This is a genomic window from Roseivivax sp. GX 12232 (assembly GCF_021272185.1).
GTDB lineage: Bacteria > Pseudomonadota > Alphaproteobacteria > Rhodobacterales > Rhodobacteraceae > Roseivivax.
In genome coordinates, this window is record NZ_JAJSEC010000002.1 from 513,726 (window position 1) to 530,142 (window position 16,417).

At 69.3% G+C, this 16,417-nt stretch carries 15 protein-coding genes; 6 read left to right on the plus strand and 9 right to left on the minus strand.

The window, feature by feature from the left end:
• Positions 1 to 4: 4 nt before the first annotated feature.
• The 6 genes from LR948_RS06335 to LR948_RS06360 form a co-directional block, all read right to left on the minus strand.
• The gene (locus LR948_RS06335) at positions 5 to 898 is read right to left on the minus strand and encodes a dihydrodipicolinate synthase family protein (RefSeq protein WP_232753135.1); all 894 of its coding nucleotides are present in this window, start codon (positions 896 to 898) and stop codon (positions 5 to 7) included.
• The gene (locus tag LR948_RS06340; protein WP_232753136.1) at positions 895 to 1,917 is read right to left on the minus strand and encodes a hypothetical protein; all 1,023 of its coding nucleotides are present in this window, start codon (positions 1,915 to 1,917) and stop codon (positions 895 to 897) included. The genes LR948_RS06335 and LR948_RS06340 overlap by 4 nt, the downstream gene beginning before the upstream one ends.
• An 11-nt stretch (positions 1,918 to 1,928) precedes the next feature.
• Positions 1,929 to 2,741 (minus strand): amino acid ABC transporter ATP-binding protein, encoded by an 813-nt coding sequence (locus LR948_RS06345; RefSeq protein WP_255702843.1) that lies wholly within the window; start codon positions 2,739 to 2,741, stop codon positions 1,929 to 1,931.
• Positions 2,742 to 2,766: 25 nt separating this feature from the next.
• Complete coding sequence (locus LR948_RS06350) at positions 2,767 to 3,495, minus strand: amino acid ABC transporter permease (RefSeq protein WP_232753137.1); 729 nt, start codon at positions 3,493 to 3,495, stop codon at positions 2,767 to 2,769.
• 67 nt (positions 3,496 to 3,562) lie between these two features.
• Entirely contained in the window at positions 3,563 to 4,408 is an 846-nt protein-coding gene (locus LR948_RS06355) for an ABC transporter substrate-binding protein (protein WP_232753138.1), read from the minus strand.
• 69 nt (positions 4,409 to 4,477) lie between these two features.
• Entirely contained in the window at positions 4,478 to 5,788 is a 1,311-nt protein-coding gene (locus tag LR948_RS06360) for a M20/M25/M40 family metallo-hydrolase (RefSeq protein ID WP_232753139.1), read from the minus strand.
• 194 nt (positions 5,789 to 5,982) lie between these two features.
• Between LR948_RS06360 and LR948_RS06365 the strand changes: the two genes are divergently transcribed.
• Positions 5,983 to 6,663, plus strand: a complete 681-nt coding sequence (locus tag LR948_RS06365; RefSeq protein ID WP_232753140.1) for a GntR family transcriptional regulator — start codon at positions 5,983 to 5,985, stop codon at positions 6,661 to 6,663.
• A 30-nt stretch (positions 6,664 to 6,693) separates the two neighbouring features.
• Here LR948_RS06365 and LR948_RS06370 read toward each other — a convergent pair whose 3' ends face one another.
• Positions 6,694 to 8,145, minus strand: coding sequence for a fused MFS/spermidine synthase (locus LR948_RS06370; RefSeq protein WP_232753141.1), 1,452 nt, complete (start codon positions 8,143 to 8,145; stop codon positions 6,694 to 6,696).
• A gap of 169 nt (positions 8,146 to 8,314) precedes the next feature.
• Positions 8,315 to 8,974 carry a TetR/AcrR family transcriptional regulator gene (locus LR948_RS06375; RefSeq protein WP_232753142.1) on the minus strand — a complete coding sequence of 220 codons (660 nt, stop codon included), beginning with the start codon at positions 8,972 to 8,974 and terminating at the stop codon, positions 8,315 to 8,317.
• Positions 8,975 to 9,115: 141 nt separating this feature from the next.
• Here LR948_RS06375 and LR948_RS06380 point away from each other — a divergent pair, with 141 nt between their 5' ends.
• The 5 genes from LR948_RS06380 to LR948_RS06400 all read left to right on the plus strand — a co-directional run bounded on the left by LR948_RS06380 (position 9,116) and on the right by LR948_RS06400 (position 14,832).
• Positions 9,116 to 10,012, plus strand: a complete 897-nt coding sequence (locus LR948_RS06380; RefSeq protein WP_232753143.1) for a shikimate dehydrogenase — start codon at positions 9,116 to 9,118, stop codon at positions 10,010 to 10,012.
• Positions 10,013 to 10,035: 23 nt separating this feature from the next.
• The gene (locus LR948_RS06385; protein ID WP_232753144.1) at positions 10,036 to 11,046 is read left to right on the plus strand and encodes a DctP family TRAP transporter solute-binding subunit; all 1,011 of its coding nucleotides are present in this window, start codon (positions 10,036 to 10,038) and stop codon (positions 11,044 to 11,046) included.
• Positions 11,047 to 11,117: 71 nt separating this feature from the next.
• The gene (locus LR948_RS06390) at positions 11,118 to 11,642 is read left to right on the plus strand and encodes a TRAP transporter small permease (RefSeq protein WP_232753145.1); all 525 of its coding nucleotides are present in this window, start codon (positions 11,118 to 11,120) and stop codon (positions 11,640 to 11,642) included.
• 3 nt (positions 11,643 to 11,645) lie between these two features.
• On the plus strand, positions 11,646 to 12,920 hold the full coding sequence (locus LR948_RS06395) for a TRAP transporter large permease (RefSeq protein ID WP_232753146.1): 1,275 nt from the start codon (positions 11,646 to 11,648) through the stop codon (positions 12,918 to 12,920).
• Positions 12,921 to 12,939: 19 nt separating this feature from the next.
• Positions 12,940 to 14,832 (plus strand): bifunctional sugar phosphate isomerase/epimerase/4-hydroxyphenylpyruvate dioxygenase family protein, encoded by a 1,893-nt coding sequence (locus LR948_RS06400; RefSeq protein WP_232753147.1) that lies wholly within the window; start codon positions 12,940 to 12,942, stop codon positions 14,830 to 14,832.
• 143 nt (positions 14,833 to 14,975) lie between these two features.
• Here the strand turns inward: LR948_RS06400 and LR948_RS06405 are convergent, their stop codons facing one another.
• Positions 14,976 to 16,337, minus strand: a complete 1,362-nt coding sequence (locus LR948_RS06405) for an ABC transporter substrate-binding protein (protein WP_232753148.1) — start codon at positions 16,335 to 16,337, stop codon at positions 14,976 to 14,978.
• Positions 16,338 to 16,417: the final 80 nt, after the last annotated feature.

Below are 16,417 nucleotides of genomic sequence, written 5' to 3' on the forward strand. Positions count from 1 at the left end.
GCGGTCAGGCCTCGGCGCCTTCCAGAAGCCCCACCGCCGCCAAAGCCTGGCGCAGTTCGGGCATCTCGGCCTCGGGCAGCGGCAGGCGCGGGCTGCGCGGCGCGCCGGTCGGCAGGCCCATGATCTCGAGCGCCGCCTTGGATGCCGAGACGTAGCGATGCCCACCCACCAGCCGGATCACCGGCAGGATGCGCGCGTAAAGCGCCCGGGCCGCGTCGTAGTCCTGCGCATCCGCGGTCAGGCTGAAGAGCCGCGCGCAGTCCCTGGGCAGGATGTTGGAGCCGACCGCGACCCAGCCCTCGGCGCCGTTCACGAAGCTTTCGAAGCCCATGATGCCGCCGAAGACGGTCATCCGGTCGCCGCAGAGATCGAGGATGTCGCGCACGCGGGTCACATCCATCGTGCTTTCCTTGATGTAATCCACCCCGCGCAGCGTCGAGAGCCGCGCCACCACCTGCGGGGTCAGGTCGACATTGGCCGTCGCGGGGTTGTTGTAGAGCATGATCGGCAGCACCGTCGCCTCGCTGATCCGGGCGTAATGTCGGTAGAGCTCCTCCTCGGTGGGGGTCGAGTAGAAGGGCGGGATGATCATCACCCCGTCGGCGCCCACCGCCTCGGCCATGCGGCAGTTCTCGATCACCGCCTCGGTGCTTTCGGCGCCCGCGCCCAGAAGCACCGGCACCCGGCCCGCCACGGTGTCGACGACGCAGCGCGCCACCGCCTCGCGCTCGGCGGGGCTGAGCGAGAGGAACTCGCCGGTGGAGCCCAGCGGGATCAACCCGTGGATGCCCTCGCGGACCTGCCAGTCGGTGAAGCGCGCCATGCGGGCCGCATCGAAGGTGCCCGCGTCGTCATAGGCCGTGACCATCACGGAATAGGTGCCGCGAAATCGGGTCATTGCGGGATCTCCTTGAGGTTGAGAAGTCGAAGGGGCGTGTCGCGGATCAGCGCCGCGATCAGCCCCGGAGGAAAGGCCAGCCGGCGCATCAGCCCGGTGACATTGCGCAGGATGTGGCCGTAGCCGTGCCCGCCCCAGCGGCGCAGGCGGGTCTTGGTGCAGATGTCCTGCGAGATCGCGACCTGCGCGCCGAAGCCCTGCGCGGCCAGATCGGCGATCTGGCGCAGGCGTCCAAGGTCGGTGGGCAGTTCGACGGTCTCGGTCATCCAGTAGTGCGATTGTTCGATGCCGAAGAAATCCCATTCCACCACCGCCCCGCGGTCCAGAAGCGGCGCGATGCCCCGGCCCTCGGGATGGGTGCGGTCCATGTGGCAGAGGACCACCCGGCGCAGGTCGGCGCCGTTGCTCGCGAGGATGTCGAGGATCTCTCCGCAGGCCGTTTCGTGGCGCCCGGGATGCACCGAGATCGCAGCACCTGTCGCGGCCTGCGCGCCCGCCGCGGCGGAGAGCGCCCGGGCCTCGAAGGGGGTGAGCGGCCAGCTGCAGCCCATCTCTCCGATGATGCCCGCGCGGACCTCGGTGCCGTCGAGGCCCTCGGTCACCTCGGCGGTGAAAAGATCGCAGAGCGCCTCGGCGGACAGGGCCCGGACATCGGACGGAACCCGGTCCTCGACATAGGTGCCGGCCGCGGCCACGAGATGCACGCCGCTCTCGCGCGCCGCGCGGGCCAGACCTTCCGCGTCGCGGGCCAACCCGCGCACCGATTGGTCGACCACCAGCCCGCCGCCGTCCTCGGCGAAAAGCGCCAGTTCGCGCGTGGCCACCCCGACGTCGCGCTGGCAGGCATTGGCCGCCAGCTCGTTCGAGCGGTAGTCGGCCTGCCAGCGCGCCTCGGGCACAATCGGCGCCTCGGGAACGCCCGAGGCCCCCGGCGGCACGATGTCGAAAAGGACATGTTCGTGCAGCATGACCGGCCCGACCGCGTCCGGGGACAGGTCACCCAATACCGTTCGGATCACCGCACCGCCCCTTACAGGATCTTCGACAGGAAGAGCTTGGTGTGCTCGCTCTGGGGGTTGGTGAAGAACTCCTCGGGCGGGGCCTCCTCGACGATCATGCCGTCGGCCATCATCAGAACGCGGTCGGCGGCGGCGCGGGCGAAGCCCATCTCGTGGGTGACCACGATCATCGTCATGCCCTGGCGCGAGAGGTCGATCATCACCTCGAGCACCTCCGAGATCATCTCGGGGTCGAGCGCCGAGGTCGGCTCGTCAAACAGCATGACCTGCGGCCGCATGGCCAGCGCCCGGGCGATGGCAACGCGCTGCTGCTGGCCGCCCGAAAGCTGGCTCGGGAAGGCGTCGGCCTTGTCCGGCAGCCCCACCCGGGCCAGGAGTTCGCGGGCGTGTTCCTCGGCCTTGGCGGGCGCCTCGCCGAGGATCTTCACCGGCCCGACGGTGATGTTCTTCATCACGTCGAGATGCGGGAAGAGATTGAAGGACTGGAACACCATGCCCATGTTGCGGCGCTGGCGCGCGACCTTGCGGTCGCTCAGCGCCACGCGCTTGCCGCCCTGGTCCTGGCGGTAGCCCATGAGCTCTCCGCAGGCCAGGATCGAGCCGCCCTCGATGGTCTCCAGGTGGTCGATGCAGCGCAGGAGCGTGGATTTGCCCGAGCCCGAGCGGCCGGCGATCACCACCACCTCTCCGGTGCGCACGGTCAGGCTGACGTCGCGCAGCACCACGTTCGATCCGAAGCGCTTCTCGACGTCGCGGATCTCGACGATGGGCGGGCCGAGGTCGCGGGGGCCTGCCGGGGCGACCGGCAGGACTTCGGCGTTCATATGGGTCATCTTCTCGTCCTCCATCTCAGACCTGGGCCGCCTGGCCGGTGAGCACCGGGTTGGGGCGCTTGCCGTCGTCCGCGGCCACGGGGCCGAAGGGCCGGTCGTAATGCGCCTCGAGCCGCTTCTGCACCAGGCCCCAGACGGTGGTCATCAGGAGGTACCAGCAGGCGGCGCACATATAGGCCTCGAGCACCTTGAACTCGAGCTGCGCGAGCTGCTGGGTGCGTCGGAACAGCTCCTCCATGGAGATCACCGAGGCCAGCGAGGTGGTCTTGATCATCAGGTTGAACTGGTTGCCGAGCGGCGGAATGATCACCCGCGTCGCCTGCGGGATGATCACGATCCGCATGCGCTGCGCCCAGGTCATGCCAAGCGCGAGGCTTGCATCCTCCTGGCCCTTGTTGACCGACAGGATGCCCGAGCGGACGATCTCGGCGAAATAGGCGGCCTCGTGCAGCGAGAGCGCGATGATCGCGCTTTCCACCACGCCGAGCTTGATCCCGACCTTGGGCAGGACGGTGTAGATGATCACCATCTGCACCAGGAGCGGCGTGCCGCGCCAGATCCAGATGTAGGTATTGGCGATCTGCCGCAGCACGAGGTTCTTGGACATCTTCATGAAGGCCACGACGACCCCCAGCGAACAGCCCAGCACCATGGCCACGATCGACAGCCAGATCGTCGTCCAGACCCCGCTCAGCATGTAGTCGCTGAAAAGGAATTGCATGAAGTGGTCCCAGCTCCAGGACATGTGGTTTCCCTCCGGATTCGGGGCGGCAGGATGCTGCCGCCCCCGGTGTGGTCATGCCTCGGCCGGATCAGTTGCCGGAGTAGAAATAGGTGAACTCGCCGGGCCAGCGGTCCCAGACGTCGATCTTGGTGGTGCCATAGGCATCCATCATCGCGTCATAGGTGCCGTCGGCCTTCATCGCGTTCAGCGCATCGGCCACGGCCTGGGCCAGGTCGGGCTCGTCGAAGGCGAAGGCCCCGGGGGTGCCGGGATAAAGCCCCGTCGCCGCCTTCGAGAACTGCCCCTGCTCCTGGTAGTAGGAGCCGATGGCATCGCCCGCGAAGACCGCCGAAATCTGCCCGCCGCCAAGCGCGAGGAAGACCTCGCCGTAGGTGTTGAAGGCGCGGATATCCATCGGGTCGAGCCCCTCGGCCACCTGGGCGTCGTTGATCTCGTTGAGCTTCTTCTCCTCGAAGCCCGCGATCTCCACGCCGACGGGATGGCCCGCGAGGTCCTTGGGCGCCGAGAAGCCCTCGGGGTTGCCGGCCGCGGCGATCAGCGCCAGGGCGTTCACCGAATAGGGCACGAGCTGCATGAAGCCCGCCCGCTCGTCGGTGAAATAGAGCCCGGTGTTGATCATGTCCCAGCGGTCGGCATCGAGGCCGGGGATCTGCACCGCGAAGTCGACGTTGCGGTAGACCGGCTCGAGGCAGAGACGCTTGGCGATCTCGTCGCCCATGTCGCGGTGCAGGCCCGCGATATTGCCGTCCTTGTCGATATACTGCTTTGGCGGGATCGTCGCGTTAATCGACATGGTCAGCTTGCCGTCCTCGACAAGCGGCAGATCCGCCGGGCAGTCCTGCGCCAGCGCGGCGCCGGTCGAAAGGCTCAGAAGGGTGGCCAGCGCCGTCCCTGTCATCAAGGTCTTGGTCATCGTGTCGTTCCTCTGTTGGTGGGATGGGGTCGGGGCCGCTTCATCGGCCCTCTGTTAAATCTGGAAATGTCAGGACGGGGCGCCGGGGCGCGCGCCGCTGCACCAGTCGGTCACGACCCGGGTCGTGACCTCGACCATGCGCAGGAAGTCGGCCACATCGACCCATTCGTCGCGCTTCTCGTTCTGGCTGAGATCGCCGCAGAGACAGCCGAAAGCGACGCAGGGGATGCCCGCCTCGACCGGCGGATTGCGGATGTCCGAGGAGGTATGCATCACGTTCACATACGGCGCCTCGCCGGTGACATCCGAGACCGCCCGCGCGGTCACCTGGTAGAGCGGATGCTCTTCCGGCACATGCGCGCCGGTCACGCCGGTCAGCCAGTCGATGCGCGGGGGATTGTCGCGCAGCCAGTCGTCGGCCTCGGCGGCGCGGGCGACGGCCTCCTCGACCTCGGCGCGGACCTCGGCCAGCGTCTCGCCCGGCGGGAAGGACAGCGCCCCGCCCATCTCGCAGGTCTCGGCGATGCGGGCGAATTTGCCCATCTCGCCGCAGCGGATGCGCGAGATATGCAGGTTGGTGGCGCGGCCGACCCGGGCCTCGATCTGCGGCTGGCGGATGCGGCGGGCGCGGTCCTCGGCCAGTTCCATCAGCGCGGCATGCACCAGCACCGCCTTGTCGACGGGATTGGCCGCGAGATGGGAAAAGGCGGTCTGGCCGGGCTCGGTGGTGTCGGGCGCCTGGCCGGTCACGGTGATGCGGAACTCCACCTGCCCCGAGGCCAGCGCCTTGATCTCGCGCATGCCGACGCCGGATTCGGCGGGATGCAGGTAGAGCGCGGCATCGGCGGAAAGACCGTCGTGCAAGAGCGCCGCCACGCCCCGGGCGTAGCGCTTCGAGGGCGTGGAGGCGAAGACCGCCCGGCCGAGCGGCGCGCCATGGGCGGCGGCGGCCTCGATCGCGAGGACCGCGGCGGCGCAGCCCGCCAGGTCGTCGGCGACACCCCAGCCGTAGAGCTTGCCGTCCTCGACCTCGCCGGCGAAGGCGTCGTGGCGCCAGGCCTCGGCGTCGCGCATGGGCTCGCCGTCGGGATGGGCGAAGATCAGCAGGCTCGGCAGATCCGCCTGCCCCGTGAGCCTGCCCACCACGGCGCTGCGCCGTTCGGTGGCGCGGGAGGCATCGGCGGCGAACTCGCCTTTCACCGGCACCTCGGCGGGATCGTAGTCGCGGGTCTCGACGCTGCAGCCGGCCTGCGCGAGCCGCGCGGCGATGGCGGCCTGGACGGCGGCTTCGCCCTTGGGCTGGAGCGCGATCAATTCGCGCAGAAAGGCAATCGCGCTGTCGCTGCGGGTTTCGGGCGGCCTGGCGGTGGTCATCATCATTCTCCCCTCCGTCGCGTCCCGACGGTATACAATTCAACATTCATAGTGCACGATCAAAACGCAATAGATTTTTGGTGGCATACATGAAATACACGGGAAGACCCGCGGCAGAGGCCTCCGCAGCGCCGCGGTTTTCATCGCCGCGACAGTTGGTTGCCCGGCTTCCGGGCAGCCGCGAAACGAAGAGTGACGCCATGAGCAAAACCAGCCCGCCGCCTGTGGCCAGCACCGAATCGCCCGCCGCCGCCAAGCGTGGCACGCTCTCGGGCCGCGCCTACGAGGCGCTCTCGACGATGATCGAACAGCGCCAGCTCGCCGCCGGAAGCGTCATCGTCGAACAGCAGATCGCCGACCTTCTGGGCATCTCGCGCACGCCGCTCCGCCAGGCGCTGCAGCGGCTCGAGGCCGAGGGCGTGCTGGTCAAATCCGCCAACCGCTCCTTCCAGGTGCGCAAGGTCGAGCTGCGCGAATACCTGCAAAGCCTGAAGGTGCGCGAGCTGCTCGAGGCCGAGGCCGCGGCGCTTTGCGTCGACCGGGTCGACCCCGCCGACATCCAGCGCGCCCGCGAGACCCTGCACGCGGTCGAGACCCGCAGGCCCTACGACATGCTGGCGCATTGGCGCTCGGACGACGAGGTGCACGGGCTCTTCATCGAGAACTGCGGCAACCGGGTGATGGCCGACATGATCCACGCGTTGCGCGCGGGCACCAAGATGTTCGAGATCGACCGACTGGCCGAACGGCTCGAGCCCGACAGCCGCCAGCACGCCGCGATCCTCGACGCGCTCGAGACCCGCGACGCCCGCGCCGCGCGCAAGGCCGTGGGCGGCCACATCCGCTCGCTTTTCCGCTTCGCGATCGAGACGGTGTCGTAAGGGCGCGCCGCGCCCCTTGCGAGGGGCGCGTTACCGGTGCCCGCTCCACCCGCGGTCGTCGGTGAAGGCGCGCGCCTGCGAGATCTGCACGGCGGCGTAATCCTCCGGCATCGCCTCCAGCGGCGCGATCGGCGCATCCGAGGCGACCAGCACGATATTGGCGCGGCCGGTTTGCCAGAGCGGGCTCTGGACGGCGCGCACATGCGGGTAGAGCTCGGCCAGGATAGCGTGGATGCCCCGGGCGAGCCGCCCGTCCGGATAGTCCAAGAGGTTCACATAGACCGGCCCGTCGACGATCTCCCGCAGCCGGGCATAGGTCTCCAGCGTGGCGAGATGCGCCGGCACCGAGCCCGAGGAGAAGGCGTCCATCACCGCCGCGTCGAAGCGCCGGTCGGTCTCGTTGATGACGACCCGCCCGTCCGCGTGCCGGATCTTTAGCCGCCCGTCGCCGGGGTCCGCCTCGTCGCCGAGCATAACACCGGTCCTCTCGATCATCGCGCCGGCCTCGGGCAGGTGGCGGCGGACCACCTCGGTGACCAGCGGGTCGATCTCCACCGCCAGCGCGCGGGCCGCGGGGCGGTCGTCCAGAAGCCGCGTCGGCAGGCTGTAGCCCCCGCCGCCGATGAATAGCACCGAGGGCGCGGGCCCGAGGTCGCGGTCCATGCGCTGCCAGAGCCATTGCGTGTAGCTCAGGACCAGCCCGTCCTCCGGCCCCTCGCCCGGCCGTTCGGCGGCCTGGGCGGTGCCGTCCGAGACCAGGTAGGTGGCGCTGCCCTGTTGCGCCACGTCGATGCAGGAGAGCCCGGACTCGTAGCGGCAGATCGGCCCGGGCAGGAGCGAGGCGCCGACCAGGAGCACGGTCGCCACGATCGCATTGATCCCCGGCGCCTCGTGCCGGGCCCCGCGGTCGGCCGCGCGCAGGACCGGCAGGCAGGCCAGCGCCACCGCGCCGCAAAGCGTGAAGGTCGCCGCCGAGCCGATCAGCGGCAGGGTCACGAAGCCCGAGAGCACCGCCCCCGCGATGGCCCCCACCGAACCCGCCGCCAGCACCACGCCCAGCGAGGAGCCCTCGCGCCCCGGGCGCGCCTCGACGGCCAGCTTGGCGAGGAAGGGCGACGGCAGCGTGACCAGCACCGAGGCCGGGAAGAAGGCCACCAGGACCGAGATGACCATGCCCGCCGTGCCCCGCGCGCCCAGCGTGTAGACCAGCCCCAGTATCACCGGCGAGAGCGCCATGAGCGCCGCCGTCGCCAGGAGCGCCTTGCGGATCGCCGAGAGCGCCGCGGGCCGCTCGCGCTCCGCGATCAGCCCGCCGAGCGCGCTGCCCAGCGAAAAGCCCGCGAGGACCGTGGCGATCACCGTGGTCCAGGTCAAAAGCGAGGTGCCGAAGAAGGGCGCCAGCACCCGGCCCGCCGCGATCTCGTAGGTCAGCCCGACCGCCGAGAGGACAAGGATGAGCGCGATGATGGTCCAGAAGCGCATGGGGTCTCCCTCGGGCGGCGCTGTGTCGATGACGTGCGGTGCTATGTGGGGCCCCGGGCGTCGAGGTCACGGAGCGGATGGGGCGTTTGGCAGTTAAGCGGGCCGGACGCGGCATCGGGGGGAAACGCCCCCTGCCCCGGACAGCCCCCGACCGCCGCCGCGCGCCCGCTCAGCCCTCTCCCTCGGGCGTCTTCAACGCACCGCGCACCACGGCGCGGGCGGCCTCGCGGCGCAGCATGTCCTGGCCGGCCTCCTCGAAGAGCGCGTTGCCGAAATTGGCCGCGAAGGTCGTGCGGTTCGAGACGTTGAAGAAGCTCATCGCGCTGATCTGCCAGTGCAGCGCCAGGGCCGAGACGTCGGGCCGGAACAGCCCGGCCTCGATCCCCGCCTGGCAGATGCGCTCCAACATGCGGATGGCGCCGACGTTCTGCTCGGCGAAGCGGTCGGATTCCGCGATGTGGCAGCCGCCGTGGATGTTCTCGACCATCACCAGGCGGATGAAATCGGGATGCGCCCGGTGGTGGTCGAAGGTGAACTCGGCGAGCTTCTGCAAGGCCGCGTCCGGCGCCAGCCCGTCGATGTCGAGCTCGGCCTCGGCGGCGCGGACCTCGGCATAGGCGTCCTCGAGCACCGCGCGGTAGAGCGATTCCTTGTCGCCGAAATAGTAGAAGACCATCCGCTTCGAGGTCTTGGTGCGCGCCGTGATGTCCTCGATCCGCGTGCGGGAGAGGCCCCCGCGGGCGAACTCCTCGCGCGCCACGCGCAGGATGTCGGCCTTCACCGCTTCGGGATTCTGCTTCCAGCTCCGTGACTTGGCGGTCTCGTTCACCTGTCGTCCCTCCAGCCGTCCACCCCTGGTCGCTGCGCGCAGTTCAGCACAATTAACCCGCGGGATCAATTCCGTTGACAGAATTAACCTGCGGGTTCATTTTGAGCGTCAGAATCACTTCGGCAAAAGACGGAGGGCGGCGTGGCGCAGCTCGACAGACCCCGAGAGACCCTGCTGGCCGGCCTGATCGGCCGGGGCATCGCGGCCTCGCGCACGCCGCGCATGCATATGGCGGAAGGCGGCGCGCAGGGGCTCTCGTCGGTCTACCGGATCCTCGACATGGACGCCCCGGAGCGCGCCGAACTGTCGCTCTCGGACATGCTGAAGGCCGCCGAGGCCAGCGGCTTCGACGGGCTGAACGTGACCTACCCCTTCAAGATCGAGGTCATGGGCCTTCTTGACGATCTTTCCGAGAACGCCCGCACCATCGGCGCGGTGAACACGGTGGTGCTGAAGGACGGCCGCCGGGTCGGGCACAACACCGATCTCTGGGGCTTCGCGCAGAGCTTCCGCACCGGCCTGCCCGAGGTCCCGCGCGACCACGCCCTGCTGATCGGCGCGGGCGGCGCCGGGGTCGCGGTGGCCCATGCGCTGGCCGATTGCGGCGTGCGGCGGCTCTCGATCCACGACAGCGATCCCGACCGGGCCGAGCGGCTCGCCGCGCAGGTCGCGGCCAACCGCCCCGAGACCACGACCGCCGCGGTCGCGGACCTAGCCGCGCTCTTCGAGACCGACCGGCCCGACGGCCTTGTCAACGCGACGCCCATGGGCATGGCCAAGCTGCCCGGCATGGCGCTGCCGGCCGCCCTTCTCGATCCCGCGCTCTGGGTCGCGGACATCGTCTATTTCCCGCTCGAGACCGAGCTTCTGCGCGCCGCCCGCGCCGCGGGCTGCCGGGTCCTGCCGGGGTCCGGCATGGCGGTCTTGCAGGCCGTCCGTGCCTTCGAGCTTTTCACCGGCCGGCCCGCCGATCCCGCGCGCATGGCCGCCACTTTCGACACTTTCGATCACCCCGCCCCTATCGCGGCGGGCACCTGAGAACGCAAAAGGGAGGAGCATCCATGCGTATCGAACCGAAAACCCTGATTGGCGTTGCCGCGCTTTGCGGCACGCTGGTCGCCGGCGCGGCCTCGGCCCAGACCCTGCGGGTCGCCCACGTGGACCCCGACGACTGGACCGGGTCGAAGAAGGGCGCCGCCGCGCAAATCTTCAAGAACATCGTCGAGGGCGAGACCGACATGACGGTCGAGCTGTTCCCCGCAGGCGCGCTCGGCAACGAGGACGAGCTGATCGCCCAGGCGCAGGACAACCTCACCCAGGTCGTGCTGGTCTCGGGCGCCATGTCCAAGGTCTGCCCGGCCGCCTCGGTGCTTGACATCCCCTATACCTTCCCCTCGGCCCCGGTGGCCTGGGAGGTCCTCGACGGGGAGTTCGGCCAGGCCCTCGGCCAGCACTGCCTGGAGGAGACCGGGTTGCGCACGCTGGCCTATGGCGAGACCGGCTTCCGCAACTTCACCAACAACACCCGCGAGATCCGCAGCCCCGCGGACATGGAGGGCCTGAAGTTCCGGGTCCAGCCCATTCCGCTTTATGTCGAGATGGTCGAGGGCCTCGGCGGGGAACCGACCCCGATCGCCTGGACCGAGCTGCCGAACGCGCTTTCGACCGGCGTGGTCGACGGGCAGGAGAACCCGGTCGGCGTGATCTACAACAACGGCCTGCACAAGCTGCAGAGCTACATGACGCTCGACGGCCACGTCTATGCCGCCGACTTCATCCTGATCTCGGACGAGTTCTTCCAGGGTCTCGACCCGGCCCAGCAGGAGGTCGTGCAGAAGGCCGCCTCGGTCGCGGGCACCATGGGCCGCGCGATCCAGCAGTGGAACACCGCCGAGGGCGTGACCAAGGTGCAGGCCGAGGGCATGCAGGTCTATTCGCCGACCGCCGAGGAACTGCAGGTCTTCGCCGACCAGGCGCAGCCCGCCGTGGTGGACTACCTGCGCGGCGAGCTGGGCGACGACGCCGAGTGGATCGACCGGCTGCAAAGCGCGCTTGCCGCCGCCACCGAATGACCGGACCCCGGCCCGTGCGGCGCGTGCACACCGCCGCGCCGCCCGGGCCGGGCAGACCTAGGGAGGAGACAATGGACAGGATCAACGCAATCGCCCGCCGCGTGTTCGGCTTCGGCGCCGGGCTTTCGATGGCGCTGGTGTTCCTGGTGATCTTCGTCAATTCCACCCGCCGCTACCTGGTCGGGCGCTCCGTGCCCTGGGGCGAGGAGCTGCCCATCTACCTCACGATCTACGGCGTGATGTTCGGCCTGGCGCTCGCCTATCTGCACGACGCGCATATCCGCTTCACCATCCTCGTCGACATGCTGCCGGCCCGCGCCAAGCGGCGGCTCTTCATGGTCGCCGATGCGGTGACCGTCGTCTCGGGCCTGGCGCTGGCCTATGCGGGCCACCTCTTCGCGGTGCGCCGCGGCGATGTCGACGCCTCGGGCCTCAAGGCCACGGCGGACGCGCTGGCCAGCACCACGGGCATCGAGGCCCTGGTCTGGCTCGGCCGCGTCGGCCCCTATCAATACGCGATCGCCTTCGGCGGGCTAATCCTCGCCATCGCCGCCGCCCTGAAACTCGCCGAGCGCGCCCGCGCCCCGGAGGTCTGATCCATGGTCTATGCCGTCCTCATCGTCGGGCTGCTGGCCGGCGTCCCCATCGCCATCGCCATCGTCGCCGCGCTCCTGGTCTTCATGTCCACGGGCGAGGCCCCCTATACCCTGCGCATCGTGCCGACCGAGATGTTCAAGGGGCTGAACTCCTTCCCGCTCCTGGCCATCCCGCTTTTCGTGCTGGCGGGCGAGGTGATGAACGAATCCGGCATCACCTCGCGGATCATCGCCTTCGCCAATGTGATCGTCGGGCGGCTGCGGGCCGGGCTGGCGCTGGTCAACATCTGGGCCTCGGTGATCTTCGCCGGGCTCTCCGGCTCCGCCGTGGCCGACACATCGGCCATCGGCCGGGTCTTCATCCCCGAGATGGAGAAACGCGGCTACGACCGCAGTTTCGCCGCCGCGCTGACCGCCGCCTCCTCGGTGATCGGCCCGATCATCCCGCCCTCGATCCCGGTGATCATCTACGCGCTGATCGTCTCGGGCGTCTCGGTGCCCGCGCTCTTCATGGCGGGCGTGGTGCCGGGCATCCTGCTGGCCATCTTCCTGTCGATCTACGTCATGGCGACGGTCAAGGTCGACCCAAGCAAGGACATGGGCGCGCTGGACGAGACGCCCGCCGGCACCGCGCTCCTGCAGGGGATCCTGCCGCTGCTGATGCCGGTCTTCGTGGTGGGCTCGATCCTCCTGGGCGTGGTGACCCCGACCGAGGCCGCGAGCTTCGCCGTCGCCTATGCGCTTGTCCTGGGCCTCGTCGTCTACCGCAAGATCCAGCTCTCGGCCCTGCCGCGCATCTTCTCGGGCGCGATGAAGGACAGCGCGATCATCCTGATCATCATCGCCGCGGTCTCGGCCGGGAACTGGCTTCTGACCTACAACCGCGTGCCCAACATGCTGACCGACTGGGTGCTCGGCAATGTCGACAGCCAGACCACCTTCCTTCTGGCGGTGATCCTGCTGTTCCTCTTCGTCGGGCTCTTCCTCGAGGGCATCGCGGCCATGCTGGTGCTGGTGCCGATCCTGCACCCGATCGCGGTCTCGCTCGGTGTCGACCCGGTGCATTTCGGCATCCTGGTCATCTTCAACCTGATGATCGGCCTGATCACCCCGCCCCTGGGCCTGTGCCTCTTCGTCGCCGAGGGGGTGGCGCAGGTCGGCATGGCCCGGCTGATCCGGGCGATCATGCCGCTTTTCCTGGTCGAGGTGCTGGTGCTGATCATCCTGACCTTCGTGCCGCAGACGGTGATCTGGCTGCCGCGCGCGCTGGGCTACTGAGCGACAGGGAGAACCGCGCATGAAGACCTCCATCGCCACGGTCTCGATCTCGGGCGCGCTGCCGGAAAAGCTCGAGGCCATCGCCAAGGCCGGTTTCGACGGGATCGAGATCTTCGAGCAGGATTTCATCGCCCATGACGGCGGCCCCGCCGAGGTCGGCCGGATGGTGCGCGACCACGGGCTCGAGATCACGCTCTTCCAGCCGTTCCGTGACTTCGAATGCCTGCCCGAACCGCTGCGGGCCAAGGCCTTCGACCGGGCCCGGCGCAAGTTCGACCTGATGGGCGAGCTTGGCACCGACCTGATGCTGATCTGCTCCTCGGTGCATCCCGAGAGCCTTGGCGGGATCGACCGGGCGGCCGACGACCTGTCCGACCTGGGCGAGATCGCCCGCGCCCAGGGCATCCGCCTGGGCTACGAGGCGCTGGCTTGGGGCCGGCACGTCAACGACCACCGCGACGCCTGGGAGATCGTGCGCCGCGCCGATCACCCCAACGTCGGGCTGATCCTCGACAGCTTCCACACGCTGGGCCGCCGCCTCTCGCCCGAGTCGATCCGCGCGATCCCGGGCGACCGCATCTTCTTCGTGCAACTGGCCGACGCGCCCGCGATCGAGATGGACCTGCTCTACTGGTCGCGCCACTTCCGCAACATGCCCGGCGAGGGCGACCTCGACGTGGCGGGCTTCTGCCGCGCCGTGGCCGCGACCGGCTACGACGGGCCGATGAGCCTGGAGATCTTCAACGACCAGTTCCGCGGCAGCGACCCGCGGGTCGTGGCGGGCGACGGCTATCGCGCGCTGACGGCGGTGATGGACGAGGTGCGCCGGGCCGAGCCGGACACGCCGATGCCCCTGCCCGCGATCCCGCCGCGCGTGCAGGTCGAAGGCGTTGCCTTCCTCGAGTTCGCCGCCCGCCGGACGGACCTCGACCGCCTGTCGGACACGCTCTCGGGCCTTGGCTTCGCCCGCGTCGGACGGCACCGGAACAAGGCGCTCGACCTCTGGCAGCAGGGCGCCGTCCGCATCGTCGTCAACGCCGAGGAGACCGGCCACGCCGCCCATGCCTGGAACGTGCGCGGCACCTCGATCTGCGACATCGGCCTGCGGGTCACCTCTGCCGCCGAGACGCTGGCGCGGGCCGAGGCGCTCGGCTCCAAGCCCTTCCGCCAGCCCACCGGGCCCGGCGAGCTGGACATCCCCGCGATCCGCGGCCTCGGCGGCTCGGTCCTGCATTTCATCGACGGCGAAAGCGGTCTCGACCGGGTCTGGGAGGTCGAATTCCTGCCCGTCTCCGAAGAGGATCCCGCGCCCGGGGTCGGCATCACCGGCATCGACCACCTCGCCCAGACCATGTCCTACGAGGAGATGCTGAGCTGGACGCTGTTCTACACCACGCTTTTCGACATGGCGAAGACGCCCATGGTGGATGTGATCGACCCCGACGGGCTGGTGCGCAGCCAGGCCATCGAGAGCGCGGGCGGCGCCCTGCGCGTCACGCTGAACGGCGCCGCGACCCACCGCACCCTCGCCGGCAGCTTCCTTGCCGAGAGCTTCGGCGGCTCGGTGCAGCACGTGGCGCTGGCGACCGAGGATATCTTCGCCACCGCGGAAGCCCTCGCCGGGCGCGGTTTCGAGCCGTTGCCGATCCCCGAGAACTACTACAGCGACCTCGCCGCCCGCTTCGACCTGCCCGAGGGGCTGCTCGACCGGCTGCGGCGCTGGAACGTGCTTTACGACCGCGAGGGCGAGGCGGAATTCCTGCAGCTCTACTCCCGCGCCTTCGCCGGCGGCATGTTCTTCGAGATCGTGCAACGCGCCCCCGGCTACCGCGGCTTCGGCGGCCCCAACGCCCCGTTCCGCATCGCCGCGCAGAAGCGCCTGGCCCGGCCGAAGGGTATGCCGGCGGTGTGAGGTCGGCGGTGGGCGGAGGCCCGCCGCGATGCGGGGCGCATGCGGGTTCGCGATGCGCTGCCCCGCGCGACCCCCGCATACCGCACAGAAAAAGCGCCACCGGATCTCTCCGATGGCGCTTCAATCTTCCCGCAGAAGCCGCCTCAGTCGATCCGCGACCAGCGCTCCTGCACGTCGCGGGCGACCGCCTCGGCGGAGGCGCCGGTCTGGTAGTCGACCATGGCCGACCAGAAGGCCGAGGTGCCGATCTCGGCGGGCATCAGGTCGGAGCCGTCGAAGCGGAAGGTGGTCGCATTGGTCAGGATCTCGCCCTGGGTGGCCTGGGTCTCGTTCTGGTAGGCCTCCTTCGACGCCTTGAGATGCGGCGTCAGGAACTGGCCCTGGCTGATCTGGATCTCATGCGCCACCGGGGTCTTCAGGAACTCGACAAAGGCCATGGCGACCGGCCGGTCGGTCGTCGCCGCGATGACCCCGCCCGAGCCCAGCACCGGCTGGCCGAGGTCCTTGTCCGCATAGGCCGGGAAGTAGAAGAACTCCGCGTCCGAGCCGACCTCGACGCCCTCGGGGAAGAAGTTCGGCACGAAGGAGGCCTGGCGGTGCATGTAGCACTCCGGCGGGATGGTGAAGAGGCCCGCGGGGCTGTCGCGGAAGTCCTTCGAGGCCACCGCCTCGACGCCGTCGACCACGAAGTCCTCGTTGCGGGCGAACCAGCCGTATTCCTCGATCGCCGCGACGATGCGCGGGTCGTCGAAGGGGATCTCGTTGGCGACCCATTGGTCGTAGACCTCGACCGGCTGGGTGCGCAGCAGGAACTCCTCAACCCAGTCGGTACCGGGCCAGCCGGTCGCCGCGCCGGAGCCCAGGCCGATGCACCAGGGCGTCCCGCCGTCCGAGACGATCTGCTCGGTGAGCTCCTTCAGCTCCTCCATGCTTTCGGGGATGTCGTAACCCATCTCGTCGAAGGCGATCGGCGAATACCAGACCAGCGACTTCACGTCGGCGCCGAAGATCGTGCCGTAGATCCGCTCGGTGCCGTCGGGCCCTGCGTAGGTCACGAGGTCGGCCCAGGAGGCGCCGGCGGCGAAGTTCTCCTCGAACCAGGCGCGGTTGTCGTCCGACAGCGCCACCAGGTGGCCCTGCGCGGCCATCTCCTCGGCCAGGCCCGGCTGCGGGAACATGGCGATTTCGGGCAGCGTCTCGGACTGCGCGGCGATCACGATGTCCTGCTCGAAGTTGTCCGAGCCCGAAAGCCGCACCTCGGCGCCGGTCGCCGCCTCGAAATAGGCGAAGAGGTTGCCGAGCTTGGTCTTGTCGTCGCCGGTCGAGGAGCCGCGCACCTCGAGCACCTCGCCGGCGAAGTCATGCGCGGCGGCGAAGGCCTCGTAGGCGGACCAGGTGAAGGGCCCCTCGCCCACGGGGCGGATCAGCTCCTGCCCGGAGGCGGCACTGGCGGCGCAGACGACAAGCGCCAGCGCGGTTGAAGGAACGGTTGCGCGATGGGTCATGATGTCCTCCCAAGGTCTCCACATCATTGGTCGAAACGCTGTCCGGCGGGATAACCGAAACGTTTCGGATGGCATTTACG